The organism is Mycobacterium sp. NGS64 (genome assembly GCF_059812245.1).
In genome coordinates this window covers 1,533,928-1,555,928 of the sequence record NZ_JCALCI010000001.1, presented here as the reverse complement: position 1 = coordinate 1,555,928, position 22,001 = coordinate 1,533,928, and the positions used below count along the sequence as shown (strand labels likewise).

Annotated in this window: 23 protein-coding genes; 8 read left to right on the top strand and 15 right to left on the bottom strand. The window is 68.8% G+C overall.

What is annotated here, in order from left to right; genetic code table 11:
• The first annotated feature begins 72 nt into the window (after nt 1-72).
• From AC5Y4S_RS07775 to AC5Y4S_RS07765, 3 genes are all read left to right on the top strand, one after another.
• Nucleotides 73-834: a TVP38/TMEM64 family protein gene (locus AC5Y4S_RS07775; RefSeq protein WP_500031687.1), complete on the top strand. Its 762-nt coding sequence runs from the start codon at nt 73-75 to the stop codon at nt 832-834.
• Between the two features lie 119 nt (nt 835-953).
• A complete protein-coding gene (locus AC5Y4S_RS07770) occupies nt 954-1,298 on the top strand; it encodes a hypothetical protein (RefSeq protein ID WP_500031684.1) in 345 nt (114 codons plus the stop codon).
• A 22-nt stretch (nt 1,299-1,320) separates the two neighbouring features.
• Complete coding sequence (locus AC5Y4S_RS07765; protein WP_500031682.1) at nt 1,321-1,575, top strand: hypothetical protein; 255 nt, start codon at nt 1,321-1,323, stop codon at nt 1,573-1,575.
• A 70-nt stretch (nt 1,576-1,645) separates the two neighbouring features.
• Here the strand turns inward: AC5Y4S_RS07765 and AC5Y4S_RS07760 are convergent, their stop codons facing one another.
• Both AC5Y4S_RS07760 and AC5Y4S_RS07755 read right to left on the bottom strand, forming a co-directional pair.
• Nucleotides 1,646-3,151 (bottom strand): sensor histidine kinase, encoded by a 1,506-nt coding sequence (locus tag AC5Y4S_RS07760; RefSeq protein ID WP_500031680.1) that lies wholly within the window; start codon nt 3,149-3,151, stop codon nt 1,646-1,648.
• Nucleotides 3,148-3,858 (bottom strand): response regulator transcription factor, encoded by a 711-nt coding sequence (locus AC5Y4S_RS07755; protein ID WP_500031678.1) that lies wholly within the window; start codon nt 3,856-3,858, stop codon nt 3,148-3,150. Before AC5Y4S_RS07755 ends, AC5Y4S_RS07760 begins: the two co-directional genes overlap by 4 nt.
• Nucleotides 3,859-3,970: 112 nt before the next feature.
• On the opposite strand from AC5Y4S_RS07755, the gene AC5Y4S_RS07750 reads away from it, so the two are divergent.
• Together AC5Y4S_RS07750 and AC5Y4S_RS07745 are read left to right on the top strand one after the other, a co-directional pair.
• Nucleotides 3,971-4,204 (top strand): FitA-like ribbon-helix-helix domain-containing protein, encoded by a 234-nt coding sequence (locus AC5Y4S_RS07750; protein WP_500031676.1) that lies wholly within the window; start codon nt 3,971-3,973, stop codon nt 4,202-4,204.
• Entirely contained in the window at nt 4,201-4,617 is a 417-nt protein-coding gene (locus AC5Y4S_RS07745) for a type II toxin-antitoxin system VapC family toxin (protein WP_500031674.1), read from the top strand. The genes AC5Y4S_RS07750 and AC5Y4S_RS07745 overlap by 4 nt, the downstream gene beginning before the upstream one ends.
• A gap of 94 nt (nt 4,618-4,711) precedes the next feature.
• Here AC5Y4S_RS07745 and AC5Y4S_RS07740 read toward each other — a convergent pair whose 3' ends face one another.
• From AC5Y4S_RS07740 to AC5Y4S_RS07725, 4 genes are all read right to left on the bottom strand, one after another.
• Entirely contained in the window at nt 4,712-6,073 is a 1,362-nt protein-coding gene (locus AC5Y4S_RS07740; RefSeq protein WP_500031672.1) for an MFS transporter, read from the bottom strand.
• 95 nt (nt 6,074-6,168) lie between these two features.
• On the bottom strand, nt 6,169-6,525 hold the full coding sequence (locus AC5Y4S_RS07735) for a DoxX family protein (RefSeq protein WP_500031670.1): 357 nt from the start codon (nt 6,523-6,525) through the stop codon (nt 6,169-6,171).
• 10 nt (nt 6,526-6,535) lie between these two features.
• A complete protein-coding gene (locus AC5Y4S_RS07730) occupies nt 6,536-7,678 on the bottom strand; it encodes an SPFH domain-containing protein (RefSeq protein WP_500031668.1) in 1,143 nt (380 codons plus the stop codon).
• 29 nt (nt 7,679-7,707) lie between these two features.
• Entirely contained in the window at nt 7,708-8,142 is a 435-nt protein-coding gene (locus AC5Y4S_RS07725) for an NfeD family protein (protein WP_500031663.1), read from the bottom strand.
• Between the two features lie 57 nt (nt 8,143-8,199).
• On the opposite strand from AC5Y4S_RS07725, the gene AC5Y4S_RS07720 reads away from it, so the two are divergent.
• Nucleotides 8,200-9,123: an Rv1486c family protein gene (locus tag AC5Y4S_RS07720; protein ID WP_500031660.1), complete on the top strand. Its 924-nt coding sequence runs from the start codon at nt 8,200-8,202 to the stop codon at nt 9,121-9,123.
• 69 nt (nt 9,124-9,192) lie between these two features.
• Here the strand turns inward: AC5Y4S_RS07720 and AC5Y4S_RS07715 are convergent, their stop codons facing one another.
• Genes AC5Y4S_RS07715 through fabG1 form a run of 3 tightly spaced genes read right to left on the bottom strand, consistent with a single transcriptional unit; the run spans nt 9,193 to nt 11,791 of the window.
• Nucleotides 9,193-10,197, bottom strand: coding sequence for a ferrochelatase (locus AC5Y4S_RS07715; RefSeq protein WP_500031658.1), 1,005 nt, complete (start codon nt 10,195-10,197; stop codon nt 9,193-9,195).
• 6 nt (nt 10,198-10,203) lie between these two features.
• Nucleotides 10,204-11,013, bottom strand: coding sequence for an NADH-dependent enoyl-ACP reductase InhA (gene inhA, locus AC5Y4S_RS07710; protein WP_068103250.1), 810 nt, complete (start codon nt 11,011-11,013; stop codon nt 10,204-10,206).
• 34 nt (nt 11,014-11,047) lie between these two features.
• Nucleotides 11,048-11,791 (bottom strand): 3-oxoacyl-ACP reductase FabG1, encoded by a 744-nt coding sequence (gene fabG1, locus AC5Y4S_RS07705; RefSeq protein WP_500031655.1) that lies wholly within the window; start codon nt 11,789-11,791, stop codon nt 11,048-11,050.
• Nucleotides 11,792-11,948: 157 nt separating this feature from the next.
• On the opposite strand from fabG1, the gene AC5Y4S_RS07700 reads away from it, so the two are divergent.
• The gene (locus tag AC5Y4S_RS07700; RefSeq protein WP_500031653.1) at nt 11,949-12,791 is read left to right on the top strand and encodes a type IV toxin-antitoxin system AbiEi family antitoxin; all 843 of its coding nucleotides are present in this window, start codon (nt 11,949-11,951) and stop codon (nt 12,789-12,791) included.
• Nucleotides 12,792-12,846: 55 nt separating this feature from the next.
• Here AC5Y4S_RS07700 and AC5Y4S_RS07695 read toward each other — a convergent pair whose 3' ends face one another.
• The 6 genes from AC5Y4S_RS07695 to AC5Y4S_RS07670 form a co-directional block, all read right to left on the bottom strand.
• Entirely contained in the window at nt 12,847-13,854 is a 1,008-nt protein-coding gene (locus AC5Y4S_RS07695) for a VWA domain-containing protein (RefSeq protein WP_500031651.1), read from the bottom strand.
• On the bottom strand, nt 13,851-14,801 hold the full coding sequence (locus AC5Y4S_RS07690; RefSeq protein WP_068103262.1) for a DUF58 domain-containing protein: 951 nt from the start codon (nt 14,799-14,801) through the stop codon (nt 13,851-13,853). Before AC5Y4S_RS07690 ends, AC5Y4S_RS07695 begins: the two co-directional genes overlap by 4 nt.
• Nucleotides 14,798-15,928 (bottom strand): chaperone MoxR1, encoded by a 1,131-nt coding sequence (gene moxR1, locus AC5Y4S_RS07685; RefSeq protein WP_067160734.1) that lies wholly within the window; start codon nt 15,926-15,928, stop codon nt 14,798-14,800. Before moxR1 ends, AC5Y4S_RS07690 begins: the two co-directional genes overlap by 4 nt.
• Before the next feature lie 121 nt (nt 15,929-16,049).
• Complete coding sequence (ripB, locus tag AC5Y4S_RS07680; protein ID WP_500031648.1) at nt 16,050-16,784, bottom strand: NlpC/P60 family peptidoglycan endopeptidase RipB; 735 nt, start codon at nt 16,782-16,784, stop codon at nt 16,050-16,052.
• Between the two features lie 24 nt (nt 16,785-16,808).
• Nucleotides 16,809-18,242: an NlpC/P60 family peptidoglycan endopeptidase RipA gene (ripA, locus tag AC5Y4S_RS07675; protein ID WP_500031645.1), complete on the bottom strand. Its 1,434-nt coding sequence runs from the start codon at nt 18,240-18,242 to the stop codon at nt 16,809-16,811.
• Between the two features lie 250 nt (nt 18,243-18,492).
• Nucleotides 18,493-19,032 carry an Rv1476 family membrane protein gene (locus AC5Y4S_RS07670; protein WP_500031643.1) on the bottom strand — a complete coding sequence of 180 codons (540 nt, stop codon included), beginning with the start codon at nt 19,030-19,032 and terminating at the stop codon, nt 18,493-18,495.
• A 152-nt stretch (nt 19,033-19,184) separates the two neighbouring features.
• Between AC5Y4S_RS07670 and acnA the strand changes: the two genes are divergently transcribed.
• On the top strand, nt 19,185-21,995 hold the full coding sequence (gene acnA / locus AC5Y4S_RS07665) for an aconitate hydratase AcnA (protein WP_500031641.1): 2,811 nt from the start codon (nt 19,185-19,187) through the stop codon (nt 21,993-21,995).
• Nucleotides 21,996-22,001: the final 6 nt, after the last annotated feature.

Sequence of the window (22,001 nt, the reverse complement as noted above, 5' to 3'; positions counted from 1 at the left end):
GGCCGAGCGCGGCGAGGAAACGCCAGCCTTCTGAAAGGACTTATTCTTCTGGGCCCCGTAACCTTGACAGCCGTGACGGCTTCCGCCACCTGCAAAATCACCCGAAGACTCCGCGACGCCGGCTGCGTCGTGGGCGCGAGGGCACGTCGGCTGTCCGGGCCCCGGACGGTCGCGACAGTGGTCGGTATCACAGTCCTGATCGTGGTGGCCACCTGGCTTCCCCTGCCGACGCCGGTGCAGATGCGGGATTGGGCCGAGTCGGTCGGACCCTGGTTCCCATTGGCGTTCCTCGCGACGCACATCCTGGTCACCGTGGTGCCGGTGCCCCGCACCGCGTTCACCCTGGCCGCCGGGCTGCTGTTCGGCCCACTGCTGGGGATCGCCATCGCGGTGACCGCCAGCACCGCGAGCGCGGTGATCGCGCTGCTGCTGGTGCGCGCCGCCGGGTGGCAGCTCAACCGCCTGGTTCGCCACCGCGCGATCGACACGGTCGACGAGCGCCTGCGCGAACGTGGCTGGCTCGCGGTCTTCTCGCTGAGGTTGATCCCCGCCGTACCGTTTTCGGCGATCAACTACGCCGCCGGCGCCTCGGCGGTGCGGGCTGTGCCCTACACGTTCGCAACGCTGGCGGGTTTGCTGCCTGGCACCGCGGCCGTGGTGATCCTCGGCGACGCCCTCGCCAGCCACCCCAGCCCGCTGCTGCTGCTGGTGTCGCTATGCACCGGGGCCTTGGGGCTGACCGGGCTGATCGTCGAGATCCGCCAGTTCCGGCGCCACCACCGCCGAAAGGCGCAGGCCGCCACGCCCTCCCCCGAGCCGGCCGTCGTCCGCTGACGTCGCCTGCGGATTTCTGAACCGAACCTGAAGATATCGGCCCCAAGGGCCGCTCTTCAGGTTGATTTCAGATCGGCTTCCTAACGTCGCCGGCGTCAACCGAGCAACGAGGAGGCACAGTGACCAGCGAGGAATCGACTCATACCACGCAGCCCGCAACTCCACCTTCGGTCCTGCAGCGGCACCCCGTGGGCGTCGCGGTCGGCAGCGGGTTGGTCGGGCTCGCGATCGGCGCGTTCGGTGCCGCCACCCTGATCGGCCTCTGGGCCCCCGCGCCCCCACCGTCGGGCTGGGGTTTTCCGCCGCCACCGGGCGCCCTGGGTCCCCCGCCGCCACCGCCGTTCGCCTGGCACCCGCCGCCGCCCTGGGCCGCCCCGCCGCCGCCGGGCCAGCCGCCGCAGCCCGGCCTCCCCGCCCCTCCCGGCGGTCCGGCGTCCCCGCCGTCGTCGCCGCCGGCCCGATAACGCAGCAAAGGAGAAACCGACAATGAAGATCAAGCAAGCGATCGCCGGCTCGTTGCTCGCGGGCGCCCTCGGGGTGGCCGCGGCGGGCTTCGGCGCCGCGGTGGCCAGCGCCGATCCGCCGCCGCCACCACCGGGACCAGGGCAACCCGGACTGCCGCCGCCCGGTCCGGGGGGTCCGGGCGGACCGTTCGGGGCTCCGCCGCCCGGGCCCGGTGCACCGGGCGGACCATTTGGGCAGCACCCCGGCGGACCACCTCCACCGCCGCCGGGATTCTGACGCCGGCCGTCCAGCGCACTGACGAGCGGTGGTCGCCCCAATCAATCCGGTTGGGGCGACCACCGCTCCCTCAACTCACGCCCGCGTCGAGCGGCAGGCTGAGCCGGAATTGAGCCCCGCCCTCGCGCGGCAGGCACGTCAGCTCCCCGCCATGGGCGCGCGCCAGCGCCCTGGCGATCGGCAGGCCCAGCCCGGCACCGCCGTGATCGCGGGCGCGCCCGGCATCCAGGCGCACCAGCCGCTCGAAGATGCGGTCGCGTTCGTCGTCGGGAATGCCGGGGCCGGTGTCGGTGACGGTCACCTCGGCCGTGTCGTCGTCGCGGGAGCGCAGGTCGACGTGGATGGCGCCGGCCGCAGGGGTGTAGCGCCGGGCGTTGTCGAGCAGGTTGGACAGGATCTGCGCCAGCCGGTTCGGGTCCGCCTTCATCCTCAGTTCGTCCGGACCGGTCCGGATGACCGTGACGCCCGGCGCCAGCAGGGCCGCCCGGTCGGCTTCGGCATCGACGACGGCGGCGAGGTCGACGTCTTGCAGGTCCAGCGGCAGTCCCGCGTCGATGCGGCTCAGGTCGAGCATGTCGGCCACCAGGCGCCCGGCGCGGCGGGCGTCGGACAGCAACAGGCTGGCACGGCGGTACTGAGCACGGGCCGCGTCGTCGCGCTGCTGGCCGGCGTTGCTGACGAGTTGTTCGGCGGCCACCTGGATGCCGGCGATCGGCGTGCGCAGCTCGTGCGCGGCGTCGACGAGAAATCGTCGGGTGGCCGCCTCGGCGCGCCGGGCATCCTCGGCCGAGTGTTGGGCCCGCCGCTCGGAGGCTTCCAGCGCCTCCAGCATTCCGTCGAAAGCTGCTGCGGCACGGCCTAATTCGGTATCGGCGCGCTTCGGGCGCAATCGTCGGCCGCGATCACCCGTCGCGATGTTGGTAGCCAGCGCGGTGAGCCGGTCCAGTGGCCGCAGCGCGACCCGGCTGACCGCGATCAGCAGCAGCGCCGCCACCACCAGCGTCGCCACACCCGCGCCGATCATCAACTGGCGCAGCTCCCGGGTCACCTGCGTGGTTTGCGTCGTGTCCGCCACCAGGATCACGCGACCGCCGTCGGGCAACGGATGCACCAGCTCGGTGGCGGTCGCGTCCGGCGGCGGGGGCGGCACGCCCGGGGGCGGGGGCGGCACGCCCGGCGGCGGCCCGAACGGCGGGTAACCGGGCGGCGGGTAGCCGGGCGGTGGCGGTGGCGGTGGCCCAAGCGGGGGAACGAACGCGCCGGCGGAGGTCTGCGGGCTGATCGCGGGGTCGCCGTAGGCCCTGCCGTCGGCGGTGACCACGAGCGCCCGCACGGTGCCGCCGCCCAATTGGGCGGCGATCTGCTGCGGTGGCGTGCGCGCGATCGCCAGGGCGTCCGCGCGGGAGGCCGCCGCCAGAAGCCGGTCGTTGAGGTTTCGACGGGCCTGGGCGCGCACGGTGACGTCGATGATCACTCCCAGGATCAGCAACACGACAGCGAGCACGCCAATAGAGACGACGACGACCCGGCGCTGCAGCGACGGCGTCGGGGTCGCCGGATCGGCTGGTGCCGTCATGATCGGTGGGCCTGCATGCGGTAGCCGATGCCGCGGACCGTGTGCACGATCCGCGGCCCGTGTGCCTCGAGCTTGCGGCGCAGCCCGCTGATGTGCACCTGCACCAGGTTGGGGTCGTAAGCGTCGTAGCCCCACACCGCGTTCAGGATCTGCGGAGCGCTCACGATTCGGCTGCGCTGTTCGACCAGGAATCGCAGCAACCGCAGCTCGGTGGCGGTCAGGTCCAGCGGATGTCCCGCGCGCACGGCGACCCCCGCGTCGACGTCGAGCACCAGGTCACCCACCTGGAGCGCCCGCGGCAGCCGTCCGCGTCGCCGCAACACCGCGCCGACCCGCGACACGAGTTCGGCCAGTTCGAACGGCTTGACGACGTAGTCGTCGGCCCCGCCGTCGAGGCCGCGCAGCCGGTCGTCGAGGCCGTCACGCGCGGTGATCAGCACGATGCCGGCGTCGCCCCAATCCCGGATCACCTCGATGAGCTCGAATCCGTCGCGGCCCGGCAGCATCACGTCGAGCACCACCAGGTCCGGTCGCAGGCCCTCGAGCGCGGCCTCCAGACCGTCGCCGTCGGGGCAGGCGTCGGCGTGGTATCCGGCGTCGGTCAGCGCCTCGCTGACCATCTCCCGGATCGTCTCGGAATCCTCGACGACCAGCACCCGCGGTGTGCCGGCCGCCGGGCGCGTGCCCGCGCGCGGGAAACTCACCATGCCTCATTGTTAGCGCCACTTTGCTGGACCTGCCTGTCCAGCCCGCTATCTTCAGGTTCGCTTCAAGTTCGACTCATCTGCAATATGCATGCATTGCTGCTATTCTGCAGGGATGGTTGCGATCACGATCCGGGACGTTCCTGACGAGGTCCGCGACGAGCTGGCCACACGTGCCGCGCGGTCCGGACAGTCGCTGCAGGAATACCTCCGCGGCCTCCTCGTCGCGACGGCGGACAAGCCGACAGTGGGCGACGTTGTCGCCCGTGCCCGCGCCCGCGTGGCGGCGACAGCAGCGCACCTCGACGCGGCTGTCATCCTCACGGCTAAAGATGCCGATCGCCGGTGACCGAGCGTGTCGTCTGCGACGCATCGGCGGTGGTGGCCGTCTTGCTGGATTCCGGCATTGACGGTCAATGGGCAACCGCACACTTGTCAGACGCCGAACTTTACGCACCGACGTTGTTGCACTACGAATGCGCCAACGTCATCAGGCGGGCCGAACTCAGCGGAGCGATCAGCGCGGACCAAGCCGCCCAAGCCCACACGGATCTCATCGACCTAGCGGTAGACCTGTGGCCCTACGACGCGCTCGCCCCCCGCGCTTGGCAGCTACGGGCAAACCTGTCCAGCTACGACGCGGCTTATGTCGCGCTCGCCGAGATCTTGAATGCCCCACTGGTGACATTGGACCAGCGCATCCGGCGAGCGCCCGGGGTTGGGTGTTCGGTGTTGGTGCCCGCTGACACGTTCGGACAATAGCGTCCAGCTTCCGCCGCCGCCGTACCCGCCGCCCCTGGGGTCGAACGCGCCGGGTTGCGTCTCCCGGCCCCGCCGTCGGGCACCGCGCCAAGCGTCATGCCGGCTCCGCCCGTGCCACCGCTGGCGCGCTGAGGTCGGCGACACCGGAACCCAGCAGCGGCTTGCCCGCCACCTCCGGGGCGAAGATCAACGTGACGGCGCCGACCAGCCCGGCGAACATCAGCATGTACGCGGGCATCATCGGATTGCCGGTTCCGGCCACCAGCGTCTCGGCGATCAGCGGCGTGGTGCCGCCGAAGGCCGAAACCGCGATGTTGAACCCGATCGACACCGCGCCGTAGCGCACGTGGGTGGGAAACAGCGCGGGCAGGATCGCCGGCTCGAGGCTGCTCAGGAAGAGCATGGGCAGGGCGACGAGCGCCACGCCGGCGAACTTCGTCGGATACGCCCCGCCGAACCGCATCAACGCGAACGCCGGCAGCGAGACCCCGACCAGCAGCCCGCAGCCCGTCCACATCAGCGGTTTGACCCCGATCCGGTCGGACAGCATCGCGACGAGGAGCACCCCGACCGTCAGGACGGCCAGCACCACCAGGACCATCACCAGGGCCGCGGTGTCGCCGACGCCCGCGGTCTTCTTGAGGTAGGTCGGCACGTACCCGCTGACCATGTAGCTGGTGTCGGTGACCGCGAGCTCCACCCCGAGGCAGATCAGCAGACCTTTCCACTGCCGCACGACGGTCAGCACGAACTGGGTGCGGATGGAGACCGGAACCGCGACCTTGTGCACCTTCTCGTAACCGGGGGACTCCTCGATCCGCGAACGCAGGTAGATCGCGACCAGGCCGAGCGGCGCGGCCAGCAGAAACGGGATGCGCCAGCCCCAGCTCAGCATCTCGGCGCTCGACAGCGCCGTCTGCAGGCCCGTGACCAGCACGGCCCCCACGACGAACCCGCCGAGCGTGCCCACCGGGAGAAATCCGGCCATCATCCCGCGTTTGTGGTCGGGGGCGTGTTCGGCGATGAACGTCATGGCGCCCGCGTATTCGCCGCCGGAGGAAAGTCCCTGACCGATGCGAATGACGGTGAGCAGGATGGGCGCCCAGATCCCGATGGCGTGGTAGCCGGGCAGCGCGCCGGTCAAGGCGCCGCAGACCGCCATCAGCGAGATCGTCATCACCAGCACGGGCTTGCGCCCGATCCGGTCGCCGAGCGGGCCGAAGATGAACCCGCCCAGGGGCCGGACGACGAAACCCGCCGTCATCGTGCCGAACGTGGCGATCAGGTTGCCCGCGTCGGAATTGCTCCCGGGATAGAACGTCTGCGCAAGGAGCGTGGCGACGAGGCTGAACAGGGTGAAGTCGTACGCCTCCATGAAGTTGCCGATGGCCGTGCCCTGGATGGACCGATGCGCCGCTCGCCGATCGGCGGCCCGGACCTCAGCATTTCGACTCATTGGGTAGGTCAGTTACCCGAAACGCCGCACAATTAAGCGATCCCCGTCCGGGCTCGGCCGAAAAGCGCAGTCGTTCGCCAAGATTGAAGCGGGGCCTAATCCCGCTCCGGGCCCTTGATCGTCATCGCGGCGAAGGTGGCCAAAAACGTCGCGGCGGGAAGGGCGTTGACGATCTTGTCCCGCGCCCGGATGTGCGCGCCGACGGCCAGGGTGAAATACAGCGTCAGCATCGCCGTCGTCAGCCGCGCCAGGCCGGGGAACCGGGTGACCGAGAGCAGGCCGACCGCCGCGGCCGCCTTGACGACCGGCAGCACCGGTCGAATCTCGTCCGGCACCCCCAGGTCGTCCAGAACTTTCTTGATCGGGGCCACCTGGACCCCGCACGCCACCGCGTCGACGGCGTGGAACACGCCAAGCGCCGCATAGGTTTTCGGTGAAGTCAGCGCACTCATACACGCGAGCCTATTGGGTCAGCCGCGGCGGCGCCCCGGGCTCGCCGTCCACCGGGGCGCGGGCGATCGCCTCGGCCTTGGCCACCGCCTGGGCGATCGCCGGGTCGGTCTCGGTGGAGAACCAGTCGGCGACTTCGGCGTCGTCGGACTCGGCGGCGTGCCTGGGCACGTCGTCCACCGGCGATGGCTGGAACCGGAACACGCCGTCCTCGCCGGGGGCACCCAGCAGCTTGGTGAAGCCCTGCAACGCCGAGCTGAAGTCGCTGGGCACCACCCACACCTTGTTGGCGTCGCCGCGCGCCATCTCCGGCAGCGTCTGCAGGTACTGGTAGGCCAGCATCTCCGGGGTGGGCCTGCCCGCCTTGATCGCGGCGAACGTCTTCTCGATGGCCTTGGCCTGGCCCTGCGCCTGCAGGTAGGCGGCGGCGCGCTCACCCTGGGCGCGCAGCATCCGCGACTGCCGGTCGGCCTCGGCGGCCAGGATCGCGGCCTGCTTGGCGCCCTCGGCGGCGAGGATCTGCGCCTGCTTTTGACCCTCGGCCTCCTTGATCGCCGACTCGCGCATGCCCTCCGCGGTCAGGATCATCGCCCGCTTCTCCCGGTCCGCCTTCATCTGCTTTTCCATCGAGGCCTGGATGGACGGCGGCGGGTCGATGCTGCGTAGCTCCACCCGGGCGACTCGCAGGCCCCAGCGGCCGGTGGCCTCGTCGAGCACGCCACGCAGCTGGCCGTTGATCATGTCGCGGGAGGTGAGCGTCTGCTCGAGCGTCATCCCGCCGACCACGTTGCGCAGCGTGGTCGTGGTGAGTTGCTCGACGCCGACGATGTAGTTGCTGATCTCGTAGACCGCCGCCTGCGGGACGGTGACCTGGAAGTAGACCACGGTGTCGATGTTGAGGGTCAGGTTGTCCTCGGTGATCACCGGCTGCGGCGGGAACGACACCACCCGCTCGCGCAGGTCCACCCGGGCGCGCACGCGGTCGATGAACGGCACCAGCAACGTGAGCTGCCCGCTGACCGTGCGGCTGTAACGGCCCAGCCGCTCGATCACCGCGGCCTCGGCCTGCGGGATCAGCGCGACGGACTTCGCCACCACGATGATCCCAAAGACGATGATCGCAAGGGCCACCAGCAAAAGAGCGATCCCAGCCATCGTGCTTCCTCCCATTTCTCCTTCAGGGATTACAGGTCCTTGAACACCACCGCGGTGGCGCCGTTGATCTGCATGACCGTCACCCGTTCGCCGGGTTCGTAGACATCGTTGTCGTTGAGTGGCCGGGCCGTCCATACCTGGCCGTCTAGCTTCACCTGGCCCTCGTCGCGGGCGACGCGATCGAGGACCAGCGCGCTCTTGCCCTCCAGCGCCTTGATGCCGGTCGGCAGCCCCTTCGCGGGTGTGAGCCGACGCCGCAGCGCCGGCCGCACCAAAACCAGCAGCAGCACCGAGACGACCACGAACACCGCCGCGTTGGCCCAGATCGGCCAGCCCAGCAGCCAAGTGCTGCCCCCGGCGGCCAGCGCGCCCCCGGAAAGCATCAGCAGGGACATGTCGCCCGTCAACGCCTCCGCACCGGCCAGCACCAGCGCGAATATGAGCCAAATCACCGCGGCGGGCATGCGGTCAGAATACGCGTAATCCGCCTTTGCCGGACCAAACAACTACACTCCGAGATCATGTGGTGTCCCAGTGTCTCGCTGTCCCTGTGGGCCAACGCCTGGCTCGCGGGCAAGGCCGCGCCCGACGATGTGTTGGACGCGTTATCCCTTTGGGCGCCAAAGCAATCGGTTACCGCGTATGATGCCGTCGCCGCCGGCCATACGGGACTGCCGTGGCCAGACGTCCACGACGCCGGGACGGTCACGCTGCTGCAGACGCTGCGCGCGGCGGTCGGTCGGCCGTCGGTGCCGGCGTCCGCAGGGTTGCCGGCTCGTTTGCGCGGGACCATCAGCATCGTGCTGCCGGTGCCCGGCGACGTTCGTGGGCTGGCCGCGGGGACGCAGTTCGAGAGCGACGCGCTGGCCGCCGGTGAGGCCGTGATCATCGCCAACCCCGACGATCCGACCACCGCCGTCGGGCTGGTCCCCGAGTTCAGCTACGGCGATCTGGACGGCGCCGACGACGCGGACCTGCCCGAATTGTCTGCGCTGTCGTGGACGGTGTACTCGCTGCCCGGCGCGCCCCCGCTGCACCACTACGAGCTCGGCGACGCGGAGTACGCGCTGCGGTCCGCCGTGCGCTCGGCCGCGGATGCCCTCGGCGCCATCGGCTTGAGCGCCGCGGCCGACGTCGACGATCCGCGCGGGCTCGTCGAGCAGTTGCTGGAATCGGCACGGCAGCACCGCATTCCCGACCATGCGCCGTCGCGAGCCCTGCGGGTGCTGGAGAACGCCGCGCACGTCGACGCCATCATCGCCGTCAGCGCCGGGCTGAGCCGGTCCGACTCCCCCGCGGACCGCATCGCCGCGGGCATCACGCAGTCGTCGTCACAGGCGCAGATCGCCACCGACGCGCTGCGCCCGCTGACCACCGTGGTGCGTTCGGCGCGGATGGCCGCGGTCGACGCGATCCTGCACTCGGCCTGGGCCGACGCTGTCTGATGGCGGCGACCCGCTACGCCCAGCTACGCTGCGCTCGCGATCGCCGCTAAGTCTGATGGCGGCGACCCGCTAATCCTGTTGGCGCGCCACGCAGTGCGGCGGGCGGCACGGCGCGCCGTTGACGCTGGCGAGGCAGCCCGGCACCGGATTCCTTCCGGCGACCCGGGTCGGCGCCCGGCCGTGGCGGAGCTCGTCGATCAGGTCGGCGGCGAGCCGGGCGAATCGCCTGTCGGCGTTGGGAGTTGCGGCGCGGGCGAAGGCCAACCCCGCGGCCTCGGCCTGTAACCTCAACTCGTGGTCGAGATCCCACACCACCTCGATGTGGTCGGCAACGAACCCGATCGGGCAGACGACGACGGCCTCGGTGTCCGTTAGCGTCGCGAGGTGGTCCTCGACGCTCGGCTCCAACCACGGCACCTGCGGCGGGCCCGAGCGCGACTGCCAGACTAGGTCGTAGTCGGTGTAGCCGGCGGCCGCCGCGACCAGCCTTGCGGCATAGGCGACTTGGCGGCTGTAGAGCTGGGGACCGAAGCGCTGGTCGGCGGCCACCGGGACCGAATGCGCCGTGAAGATCAGCCTGGCGCCCTTCGGCACCGTGTCGGCGGCGGCGGTGACGGCCCCGGCGAACATCTCGACGAAAAGCGGATGGTCGAAATACGGCCGCAGCTTTACCAATTCGGGCGAGCCCGGCCCGGCCACCCTGCGGGCCCGGGCGATGTCTTCGACGTACTGCGTGCAGCTGGAATATCCGCTCCATGCTGAGGTGGTGAACACCGCGGCACGACGAACACCGTTGTCCCGCATGGTCGCGACGGTGTCCTCGACGTACGGTTCCCAATTGCGGTTGCCGAAATACACCGGCAGATCCAGTTCCGCGCGCACCTCGGAGATCAGGGCGCGGTTGATGCCGTTGATCGGCGACACGCCGCCGAAATGCAAGTAGTGCTCGGCGACTTCGTCGAGGCGCTCGGGCGGCACGTTGCGGCCCCGGGTGACGTTCTCCAGGAACGGCCGCACCTGCTCGGGCCCCTCCGGCCCGCCAAAGGACAAGAGCAGGACGGCGTCGAAATCCATTATGCGCTAGAGCAATTGGGTGCTGGCGCCGCCGTCGGCGTAGATGACGGTCCCGGTGGTGGCCGGTAGCCAGTCGGACAGCAGCGCGCACACCGTCTTGGCGACCGGCGTCGCGTCCTTCATGTTCCAGCCCAGCGGGGCGCGCTGATCCCAGCCCTCCTCGAGCAGGTGGATCTGGGCGCCCGCCTCCTCGCCGAGCGCACCGCCGACGATCGCGCTCATCGCCAGCGTCCGGATCGGTCCCGCCGCAACGAGATTCGAGCGCACGCCATACTTGCCCGCCTCGCGGGCCACGAACCGGTTCACCGACTCCAGCGCGCTCTTGGCGACGGTCATCCAGTTGTAGGCGGGCATCGCACGCGACGGGTCGAAGTCCATGCCGACGATCCCGCCGCCGGGGTTCATGATCGGCAGCAGCGCCTTGGCCAGCGAGGCATACGAATACGCGGAGATGTGGATGCCCTTGGCGACGTCCTCGTAGGGGGCGTCGAAGAAGGGGTTGATGCCCATCCCGCTCTGCGGCATGAAGCCGATCGAATGCACCACTCCGTCAAGCTTGTTGCCCTCGCCGATCACCTCGGTGACGCGGTCGGCCAGGGTGGCGAGGTGCTTCTCGTCCTGCACGTCGAGTTCGATCAGCGGGGCCTTGGCCGGCAGCCGGTCGGCGATGCGCTGGATGAGCCGCAGCCGGTCGAATCCGGTCAGCACCAGTTCGGCCCCCTGCTCCTGGGCCACCCGCGCGATGTGGAACGCGATCGACGAGTCGGTGATGATCCCGGTGACCAGAATCCGTTTGCCTTCGAGCAGTCCTGCCATATCCGTCCTTCGATGTTCTTCTTTGTTCTGCGACTCAGTGGCCCATGCCCATGCCGCCGTCGACGGGGATGACCGCGCCGGCGATGTAGCTCGCGTCCTCGGAAGCCAGGAAGCTGACCGCCCCGGCGACCTCGGCGGCGGTGCCGACCCGCTTCGCCGGGATGAATTCCAGTGCGCCCGCCTGGATGCGCTCATCGAGCGAGCGGGTCATCTCGGTGTCGATGTAGCCGGGGGCGACCACGTTGGCGGTCACCCCCGCCTTGGACAGCTCACGGGAGATCGAGCGCGCCATGCCGATCAGGCCGGCCTTGGCGGCCGCATAGTTGGACTGGTTGCCGATGCCCCACATGCCGGACACCGAACCGATGAAGATGATGCGGCCGAACCGCTTCTTCTGCATGCTGCGCGACGCCCGCTGGGCCACCCGGAACGCCCCGGTGAGGTTCGCGTTGATGACCTCTTCGAACCGCTCCTCGGTCATCCGGATCAGGAAGGCGTCTTTGGAGATGCCGGCGTTGGACACCAGCACCTCGACCGGGCCCTGGTGCTCCTCGACCTCTTTGAAGGCGCGGTCGACGGCGTCTTTGTCGGTGACGTCACACACCACGCCGAACAGTCCGTCGGGCGCCCCGGATCCGCGGTGCGTGACGGCCACCTTGTGCCCGTCGGACGCCAGCCGTTGGGCGATCGCCAGACCAATCCCCCGGTTTCCGCCCGTCACCAGGACCGAGCGAGATACGAACGCGGGTTTGGCGCCGTCGGTGGCTACTTCAGTCACCCGGCCAACCTATCGCCTCACCGTGCGTGCCCCGAAATCTGCCCCCTGTCGCGCCGGCTTTGCCGCGAACCTAACTTGGCTGCGATTTTCGGGGTGGATTTTCGCAGTGCGGTTCGACTCGCGCAGTGATGTCGGTAACACGCAGCAGACTTCGTCCATGATCGAGCCTTTTCTGGGCAGCGAAGCCCTATCTGCAGGCACGCTGACGCCCTACCAATTGCGCAGTCGGTACGTCGCACTCCACAAAGACGTGTACGTGCCCCGCGATGTGGAGTTGACCGCGAAATTGCGCGCGAAAGCGTTGTGGCTACGCTCGCGCCGCCGCGGCATTCTGGCCGGCTACTCGGCTTCTGCGCTGCACGGCGCCAAGTGGATCAACGCGTGTCTTCCCGCCGCGATCATCGACACCAACGCCCGGCGCGAACCGTGCGTGCAAATCTGGGAGGACCGCATCGAGGCCGATGAAGTCTGCGTCGTCGACGGCATGCGCGTGACTACACCAGAGCGGACGGCACTCGACCTGGTCAGTCGTTTCCAGCTGGACCCCGCCGTCGCCGCGACCGACGCGCTCATTCAGGCAACCCACCTGAAAATGGCCGACGTGGAGCAATTGGTCGATCGCTACCGGGGCCGACGTGGCATCAAAGCAGCCCGAGCCGCTCTCGAACTCGTCGACGGCGGTGCTCAGTCGCCCAAGGAGACCTGGCTGCGCCTGCTGCTGATACGTGCGGGGTTTCGGCGTCCCCAAACCCAGATCCCGGTCCGCAACGAATGGGGTTGGGCTGAAGCGTATTTCGACATGGGTTGGGAGGACGTCAAGGTCGCCGCCGAGTATGAGGGTGGTCAACACCAAACGAGTCGCTACCACTATCGGAAGGACATCCGGCGTCTCGAGAATGTGGAGCGGCGTTACGGCTGGACCGTGGTTCGGGTCGTGGCTGAGGACCACCCCGCTGATGTTATCCGCCGGGTAAGCGAGGCGGGCGCTCCGCGAATCTAACCACATGGCGAAATCCGCGGCCGAAAATCGCAGCCAGGTTAGGAATGCGCCGAAATCACGTGGGCAGGCGGCGGTTGATCAGCAGCGCGGCCAGCCCCGCGAGCGCCAGCACCAGCGCACCGAGCCGCAGCCAGCCCGTGCTGGCGTCGCCCTTGATCGTCTCGTAGCCGATCTGCTGCTGCAGCGACGCGTAGACGGCTTTCAGCTCGGCCAGGCTGGCGGCGTTGTACCAATTCCCACCGGAGAGCTCGGCGACCTTCTTCATGGTGGAGTCGTCGACGGGAACGGGCTGGCGCTGGTCGTTGATCTCGACGAAGCCGTAAGGCGTGCCGAACGAGATCGTCGAGATCGGCACTCCCTGGTCCTTGGCGGTGCGCGCGGCGGTGAAGGCGCCCTTGGGGTTGTCCGGGTTGGTCGGCATCGTCTCCTTGCCGTCGGAGAACAACACGATGCGTGCGGGCGGGGGCGTGTCGCCGCCGCCGATCACCGCGCCCACGGTGGCGATGGCCTGCAACGCGGTGAAGATGCCCTCCCCGGTGGCGGTACGGTCCGCGAACTGGAGCTTGTCCAGCGCGTTCTTGGTCGCTTCCCGGTTGGTGGTCGGCGACACCAGCACGGTCGCGGTCCCCGCATACTCGATCAGGCCCAGGTTGATTCCGGGAGTCAGCTCGTCGGCGAACTGCTTGGCAGCCTCCTGCGCGGCCGCCATGCGATTGGGCGGGACGTCGGTGGCGCGCATCGACTGCGACACGTCGATCACCAGCATCACCACCGCGCGGTTGCGCGGGATCCGGACGTCGTTCGTCGGCCCCGCCATCGCGATCGTGAACAGCACCAGTGAGGTCACCAGCAGGATCGCCGGCACGTGCCGCCAACGCGAAGGACGTTGCGGTGCAACGCTTTCCAGCAGCTCCATGTTTGCGAATCGCAGCATCCGCCGCTGCCGCGCGAGTTGGAGCACGATGTAGAGCGCGGCCAACCCGACGGCGGCGAACAGGAAGAGGAAGAACCAAGCGTGTGCGAAGCCCGACAGCGTCATCGGGCCCAGCAGGGGCAAGGTCACTGCCGGCCCGCCAGTGCCCCGCGACGGCGGGACTCGACGAAGCGGACGATGTCGGCGATCCAGTCCCGGTCGGTGCGCAGCGTGAGCACCGGGGCCCCGCAGCTGCGGATGGTGCGGGACACCTCGGCGCGGTGGGCCGCGGCCGCCTTGGCGAAGTCGTCGCGCAGCTGGGCGTCGATGGTGAATTCCCGGGTGACCCCGGTTTCCGCGTCCTGCAAGACCACGTCGCCGATGTCGGGCAGCTCGACGTCACGCGGGTCGAGCACCTCGATCGCCAGCACCTCGTGGCGGGCCGCGATCGCCCGCAGCGGGCGCATCCAGTTGATGGGACCCAGGAAGTCGCTGATGATGACGGCCATGCCGCGGCGGCGTTCGGGCCGGCGCAACGCGTCGATCGCGGTCGCCAGATCGCCGCGCACGCCGACCGGCGCCCTGGGCGTGGTGGCGATGGTGCGCAGCAGCGTCTGCTCGTGCTGGCGTCCCGATCGGGCCGGGACCCGGGTGAGGGTCGCGCCGGTGGCGATGATCGCGCCGAGCCGGTTGCCGCCGCCACTGTTGAGGAAAGTGATCGCCGCCGCGGCGGCCACCGCCAGGTCGCGCTTCTCGCACACCGTGGTGCCGAAGTCCAGGCTGGCCGACATGTCGACCACCATCCAGGTCTCCAGCTCGCGGTCGGCGATCATCTGCCGGACGTGCGGGTGCATGGTTCGCGCGGTGACGGCCCAGTCCATCCGCCGGACGTCGTCGCCGGGCTGGTACTCGCGCGACTCCCCCGGCTCGGTGCCCGGCCCCGGGATCAGGCCGAGGTGGTCGCCGTGCAGAACCCCATCGAGCTTGCGCTTGACCGTGAGCTCCAGCTGCCGCAGCGCCGCCGACAGCTTCGGGTCGTCGATCTGCCCGCGCTCGAACGATGGCGGATGACGCACCGCCTTGTGGGGTTCGGTCACCGACCGCTGGCCGCCACGGTCTGCATCACCGGCGGCACCGAATGACCTTGCTGCGGAACGGCATTCACCTGCGGCAGGGCCACGGTCTGCAGGATCCGGTTGATGACGATCTCCGGCGAGATCTCGTCGGCGAGCGCGTCATAGGTCAGTATCAACCGGTGCCGCAGCACGTCGGGGATCACCTCGACGACGTCCTGCGGGATCACATAGTCGCGACCGCGGACCAGCGCCAGCGAGCGGGCGCCGGCGATGATGCCCAGCGATGCGCGCGGTGACGCGCCGAACGAGACCCAGGTCTTGACGTCGTTCATGCCGAGCTGCTCGGGGTTGCGGGTGGCGGTGACGACGCGCACCACGTAGTCGACCAGCGCGTGGTGGACGAAGACGTTGGACGCGATGTCCTGTAGCCGCAGCAGGTCGCCGGTGTTCAGGATCTGCTTGGGCACCGGCGGTTTGACGCCCATCCGGTAGATGATCTCCCGCTCCTCCTCCGGCGACGGGTAGCCGACGTTGATCTTGAACAGGAAGCGGTCGCGCTGGGCCTCGGGCAGCGGGTAGACACCCTCGTGCTCGATCGGGTTCTGGGTGGCCATCACCAGGAACGGGTTGGGCAGCGGGAAGGTCTTGCCGCCGATCGACACGTGGCGTTCCTGCATGACCTCCAGCAGCGCCGACTGCACCTTCGCCGGCGCGCGGTTGATCTCGTCGGCGAGCAGGAAGTTGACCACCACCGGGCCGAGCTCGGTGTCGAACTCCTCCTTGCCCTGCCGGTAGATGCGGGTACCGATGATGTCGGTGGGCACCAGGTCGGGCGTGAACTGGATGCGCGCGAACGTCCCGCCGACCACCCGCGCGAAGGTCTCCACGGCCAGCGTCTTGGCCACGCCGGGCACACCCTCGAGCAACACGTGCCCCTTGGACAACAGGCCGACCAGCATCCGCTCCACGAGCTGGTCCTGCCCGACGATGATCCGCTTGACCTCGAAGATGGCCCGCTCCAGCGTGTGGACCTCGGCGGCCAGCCCGTTACCGCCGCCTGGAGGCGCCTCGTGCGCCGGAGGGCCGGACGGACCACCCTGGCCCGGGTAATTGCTGGCGCCCGGGGGCGGCCCACCTGCTGATGTCATCAAGAACCCTCCACGCTCATCTGGACACGACTGCCGGGCAGCGACGTGCCCTGGACCAACTATTCCAGGCCAGCCGGTATCCGTCGACGCTCGCCCAGTTGATGCCTCGCCGACCCCGCGATCAGTACTCGATGATCCTAGTCAGGAACGGCGTCATGCCGGGCTTGCGCACCGGGCTGACGGTGACCTTGCCGGCGAGGCTGGACGCCTCGAGCATCTGCCCGTTGCCCAGGTACATGGTGACGTGCTGCCCGCCGTTCGGACCGTAGAAGATGAGGTCGCCGCGCCTCGCCTGGTCGGGCGGAATGTGGCGACCGGCGTTGTACTGGTCACCGGAGAACCGTGGGATCAGCACGCCGACACCGGCGAAGCCGTAGCGCATCAGGCCCGAGCAGTCGAAGCCGTTGATGTTGGCCCCGTCGCCGACGCCCTTGCTGGGCCCGTCCAGCGAGCCGCCGCCCCATGAATACGGGACCCCCATCTGCGATCCCATCCGCTTGATCACATATTCGACGGCCTGCCGGCCGTAGACCCGCGGGATCTTGCCGCCGGGGTTGGTGGGGGTCGCCGCGGTCGGCGCCGGGTCGCCGCCGAGGTTGATCCCGAGCCCGCCGAGGAATTGCTTGCCCAGGTCCAGCGTGGTCTGGGTCGCTTGGGCGGTGGCCTGCAGCGAGGCGTTGGCGACGGCGAGCGGATCGCCCGGCGCCCCGGCGCTGATGGTGGCCGGCAGGGTGGGGTCCCACTGGCCGGGGTCGGCCCTAACCACGGGAGCGGGGCTGGCCACAGACAACATCAGCCCGGCCACCACAGCGGTGACCCAGGCGAGGTTGATCAGGCGAAACCTATTGCGGCGCATAGCTCCTCGTTCAGTAATTGATCGTTACCATTCGATGTAGCGGACCACATACGGCGTCATCCCGCTGGTGCGCACGGGCGCGACGCGAACCTTCAATCCGATGTCGGGAGCCTCGAGCATCTGGCCGTCGCCGAGGTAAATCGTGACGTGCTGGCTGCCGCCCGGTCCGTAGAAGATGACGTCCCCGCGGCGCATCTGCGCCGACGGGATCTTGCGGCCCAGGTTGTACTGCGAACCCGAGTAGTGCGGCAGCTTGATCCCCACGCCGGCGAACGAGTACAGGACCAGGCCCGAACAGTCGAAGCCGGTGATCCCGGCGCCGGAGTCGATGCCCTTGCTGGGCCCGGCCGCGTTGCCGCCGCCCCACGAATAGGGCACACCGATCTGCGACATGCCGCGCCGGATCACGTACTCGGTGGCCTGCCGCCCGTACACCCGGGGGATGCGGCCGGCGGTACCGCCGGGTGCGGCGTTGGTGATGCCGGTGTCGTCGGGCTTGAGGATGCCCAGCTGCTGCAAGAAGCTTCGGCCCATGCCGGCGGTGACCTGCGTCGACGTCGCCGAGATGCCCAGCACCTGGTTGATGACGGCGATCGGGTCACCGGGGACGTTGGCGCTGGGCACCATCGGCAGCGTCGGGTCCCACAGGCCATCCCACCGCCGGCCCCCGGAATGCGGGGCAGCGGCCGGGGAACCCGGATCCCACCGGTCCCCCGAGACCGCGACGCCGGACGAGCTGTGCTCCGCCGCCCATTCACGCTGGGCCGCAACGAGTTTCGCCTGGGCCTGGTCCCGCTCGTCGGCCAGGCGGGTGGCCAGTTCACGCTGGTCGTTGAACTTGCGCTTGGAATCGGTGAGCGCGGCCACCGCGGCGTCCTGGCTGGCCTTGGCGTCGGCCGCGGCCTTGTCGGCCTTCTGCTTGGCCAGCCGCGCCGCCGACTCCTTGTTCACCTGCTCGGTCCGGGTCCGCTGCAGCTTGTCCATCACCGCCTGGGAGCTCGCGGTCAGGGTCTCGGCGGCGCTTTGGGTCGCGATCATGTCTTCTGGGCTGGTCGCGGTCAGGTAGCTGCCCGAGGGCCCGTTCATGTAGGTGGCCGCCGCGAAGGTGTTGAACCGGTGCTGGGCCGCGGCGATCGCCGCGTTGGCGTCCTTGACGGCCTGCTGGCTGGCCTCGACGTCGTGCTCGGCGGCGGTCGCGTTGTCCCGCGCGGTCTCGACGTCGACCAGTGCCTTGTTGACGCTTTCCTGCTCGGTCTGGATTTCGGCCGTCAGGTCTTCCAGGCGCTGGTTGGCCTTGGCGACGTTCGCGATCAGCGCGGCCATGCTGTCCGCGGCGGGGTCGGCGTCGGCCAGGCCCGGGGTGGTCATCAGCATGGCCATGCTCAGCACCGACGGAACGATCGGCCGGAGCAGCCTGGTGGCCGGTCGCGCAGAGGGTCCCCAGCGCGTACGTCTCATTCGACAGGTCTCCTACGGCTCAACGCGGACGGGCGGCGCCAGGCACGGCCTTTCTCAAAACGCCACAAACAACACGAGCACCATTTGCACCGTACGTCACATATGACGCGGTGGAAACGCTAGTCACAAACTGCACTCTTGACGTGCGTTTAATGTGACCGAACGGTGACCTGCGGTGTTTGCCGCGCAGAGTCCGGGGCGACCGCCCCATCAGTCGACCCGCGCCGGATGCGCGTGTCAGACGCGGTTACTAGGCGCTGTCGGGCGCTTCCGTCGTCGTGTCCGGAGCGCCGGTCGGCGTTGCTGCGCGCTTGGCGCGCAACTGCAGGAATCGGGTGCCCACGGCCGCCGCGAGCACCGCGATCAGCAGGAAGATGGTCAGGCCCGTCCAGGGGAACTCGGGCGTGTTCAGCTCGTGCAGGAAATGCTGCGCCGAGACGACCGGGTTGCCCGTCTTGGCGTTGTCCTCGCCGGCTTCGAGCGTCACGCGCGGAAATTGCGTGCTGTAGGTGCCGACGTAACTCGGGCTCAAGGTCAGCACGGTGGCGTCGTGATAGTCGGCGCCGACGACGGTGGAGATGTCACGCAGCGGGGTGTCGTTCGGCGGGTTGTGGTCGAGCAGCACGATCTTGAGGTTGATGCCGTCGGCGTGCGCCTGGTTGACGATGTCGAGCAGGCCGGGCATCGCGGCCGGCGGGGCGCTGACGTCGGTGGCGGCGACCTGCGCCTTGATCGCGGTCATGTCGACGTCCACCGGAATGTAGAGCGGCAGAATCGGGTGCCCGGTCATGCCGACACTGTAATGGGGCTTTAAACCCGCGCCGCGCGCGACAAGACTGGACTAGGGGCACCCGCCGTAATACAGGACAAGCGTACTGTTAAAGTGGTACCGCACCGCCGACATGGCCCGTCGGCGGAAGAACTTAATCATTGGGAGTTGAAGTGACTGATTCTGTGAACTCGTTCGGAGCCCGCGACACCCTCAAGGTCGGCGACAAGAGTTACCAGATCTACCGCCTGGACGCCGTCCCCAATACCGAGAAACTCCCGTACAGCCTCAAGGTCCTGGCCGAGAACCTGCTGCGCAACGAGGACGGCAGCAACATCACCAAGGACCACATCGAGGCCATCGCGAACTGGGATCCCAAGGCGGAGCCCAGCATTGAGATCCAGTACACGCCGGCCCGCGTGGTGATGCAGGACTTCACCGGCGTGCCGTGCATCGTCGACCTGGCCACCATGCGCGAGGCCATCGGCGACCTCGGCGGCAGCCCGGCCAAGGTCAACCCCCTGGCCCCCGCCGACCTGGTGATCGACCACTCGGTGATCGCCGACCTGTTCGGCACCGCCGACGCATTCGAGCGCAACGTCGAGATCGAGTACCAGCGCAACGGCGAGCGCTACCAGTTCTTGCGTTGGGGGCAAGGCGCATTCGACGACTTCAAGGTGGTGCCGCCGGGCACCGGCATCGTGCACCAGGTCAACATCGAGTACCTGGCCAGCGTCGTCATGGACCGCGACGGGGTGGCATACCCGGACACCTGCGTGGGCACCGACTCGCACACCACGATGGTCAACGGCCTCGGCGTGCTCGGCTGGGGCGTGGGCGGCATCGAGGCCGAGGCCGCGATGCTGGGCCAGCCGGTGTCGATGCTCATCCCCCGGGTCGTCGGCTTCAAGCTGACCGGTGAGATCCAGGCCGGCGTCACGGCCACCGACGTCGTGCTGACGGTGACCGAGATGCTGCGCAAGCACGGCGTGGTCGGCAAGTTCGTCGAGTTCTACGGCGAGGGCGTCGCCGAGGTGCCGCTGGCCAACCGCGCCACCCTGGGCAACATGAGCCCCGAATTCGGTTCCACCGCAGCCATTTTCCCGATCGACGAGGAGACCATCTCCTACCTGCGCTTCACCGGGCGCACCGACGAGCAGCTGGCACTGGTCGAGGCGTACGCCAAGGAGCAGGGCATGTGGCACGACCCCAAGCGCGAGCCGGCCTTCTCCGAATACCTCGAACTCAACCTGTCCGACGTGGTGCCGTCGATCGCCGGGCCCAAGCGCCCGCAGGACCGGATCGCGTTGTCGGAGGCGAAAGCGACTTTCCGGGAACAGATTACGAACTACGTCGGCGACGACCCCGACAAGAAGGACTACTCGAAGCTGGACGAGGCGGTCGACGAGTCCTTCCCCGCGAGCGACCCGGGGGCGCTGGAGAACGGGCACGCCGACGACGCCCCGAAAGTGGAGTCGGCCGCGAAGCACGCGAAGGGCCGGGTGAGCAACCCGGTGACGGTGCGCTCCGACGAGCGCGGCGAGTTCGTGCTCGACCACGGTGCCGTGGTGATCGCCGCGATCACGTCGTGCACCAACACCTCCAACCCGGAGGTGATGCTGGGCGCGGCGCTGCTGGCGCGCAACGCCGTCGAGAAGGGGCTCGCGTCCAAGCCGTGGGTGAAGACCACGATGGCGCCGGGCTCCCAGGTGGTCCACGACTACTACGACAAGGCCGGCCTGTGGCCGTACCTGGAGAAGCTCGGCTTCTACCTGGTCGGCTACGGCTGCACGACGTGCATCGGCAACTCCGGCCCGCTGCCCGACGAGATCTCAAAGGCCATCAACGACAACGACCTTTCGGTGGCGGCGGTGCTGAGCGGCAACCGGAACTTCGAGGGCCGAATCAACCCCGACGTGAAGATGAACTATCTGGCGTCGCCGCCGCTGGTGGTCGCCTACGCGCTGGCCGGCACCATGGACTTCGACTTCGAGTCAGAGCCGCTGGGCACCGATAAAGACGGCAACGACATCTTCCTGAAGGACATTTGGCCGTCGCAGAAGGACGTCTCGGACACCATCGCCTCGGCGATCAGCCAGGAGATGTTCACCAAGAACTACGCCGACGTGTTCAAGGGCGACGAGCGCTGGCGCAACCTGCCGACGCCCAGCGGCAATACCTTTGAGTGGGACCCGGATTCGACGTACGTGCGCAAGCCCCCGTACTTCGAGGGCATGTCGGCCGACCCGGAGCCGGTCTCCGACATCTCCGGGGCCCGGGTGCTGGCGCTGCTGGGCGATTCGGTGACCACCGACCACATCTCCCCCGCCGGCAGCATCAAGCCGGGCACCCCCGCGGCCCAGTACCTCGACGAGCACGGCGTGGACCGCAAGGACTACAACTCCTTCGGCTCGCGGCGCGGCAACCACGAGGTGATGATTCGCGGCACCTTCGCCAACATCCGGCTGCGCAACCAGTTGCTCGACGATGTCGCCGGCGGCTACACACGCGACTTCACCCAGGACGGCGGCCCGCAGGCGTTCATCTACGACGCGGCGCAAAACTATGCGGCACAGAACATTCCGCTGGTCGTGCTGGGCGGCAAGGAATACGGGTCGGGCTCGTCACGCGACTGGGCGGCCAAGGGCACGCTGCTGCTGGGCGTGCGGGCGGTGATCGCCGAGTCGTTCGAGCGCATCCACCGGTCCAACCTGATCGGCATGGGCGTCATCCCGCTGCAGTTCCCGGAGGGCAAGACCGCCGGGGACTTGGGCTTGGACGGGACCGAGGTCTTCGACATCACCGGCATCGAGGCGCTCAACGACGGCAAGACCCCGAAGACGGTGAAGGTCAAGGCTTCCAAGGATGGCTCGGACACGATCGAGTTCGACGCGGTGGTGCGCATCGACACCCCCGGCGAGGCCGACTACTACCGCAACGGCGGCATCCTGCAGTACGTGCTGCGCAACATGCTGAAGTCATAGCCGTCG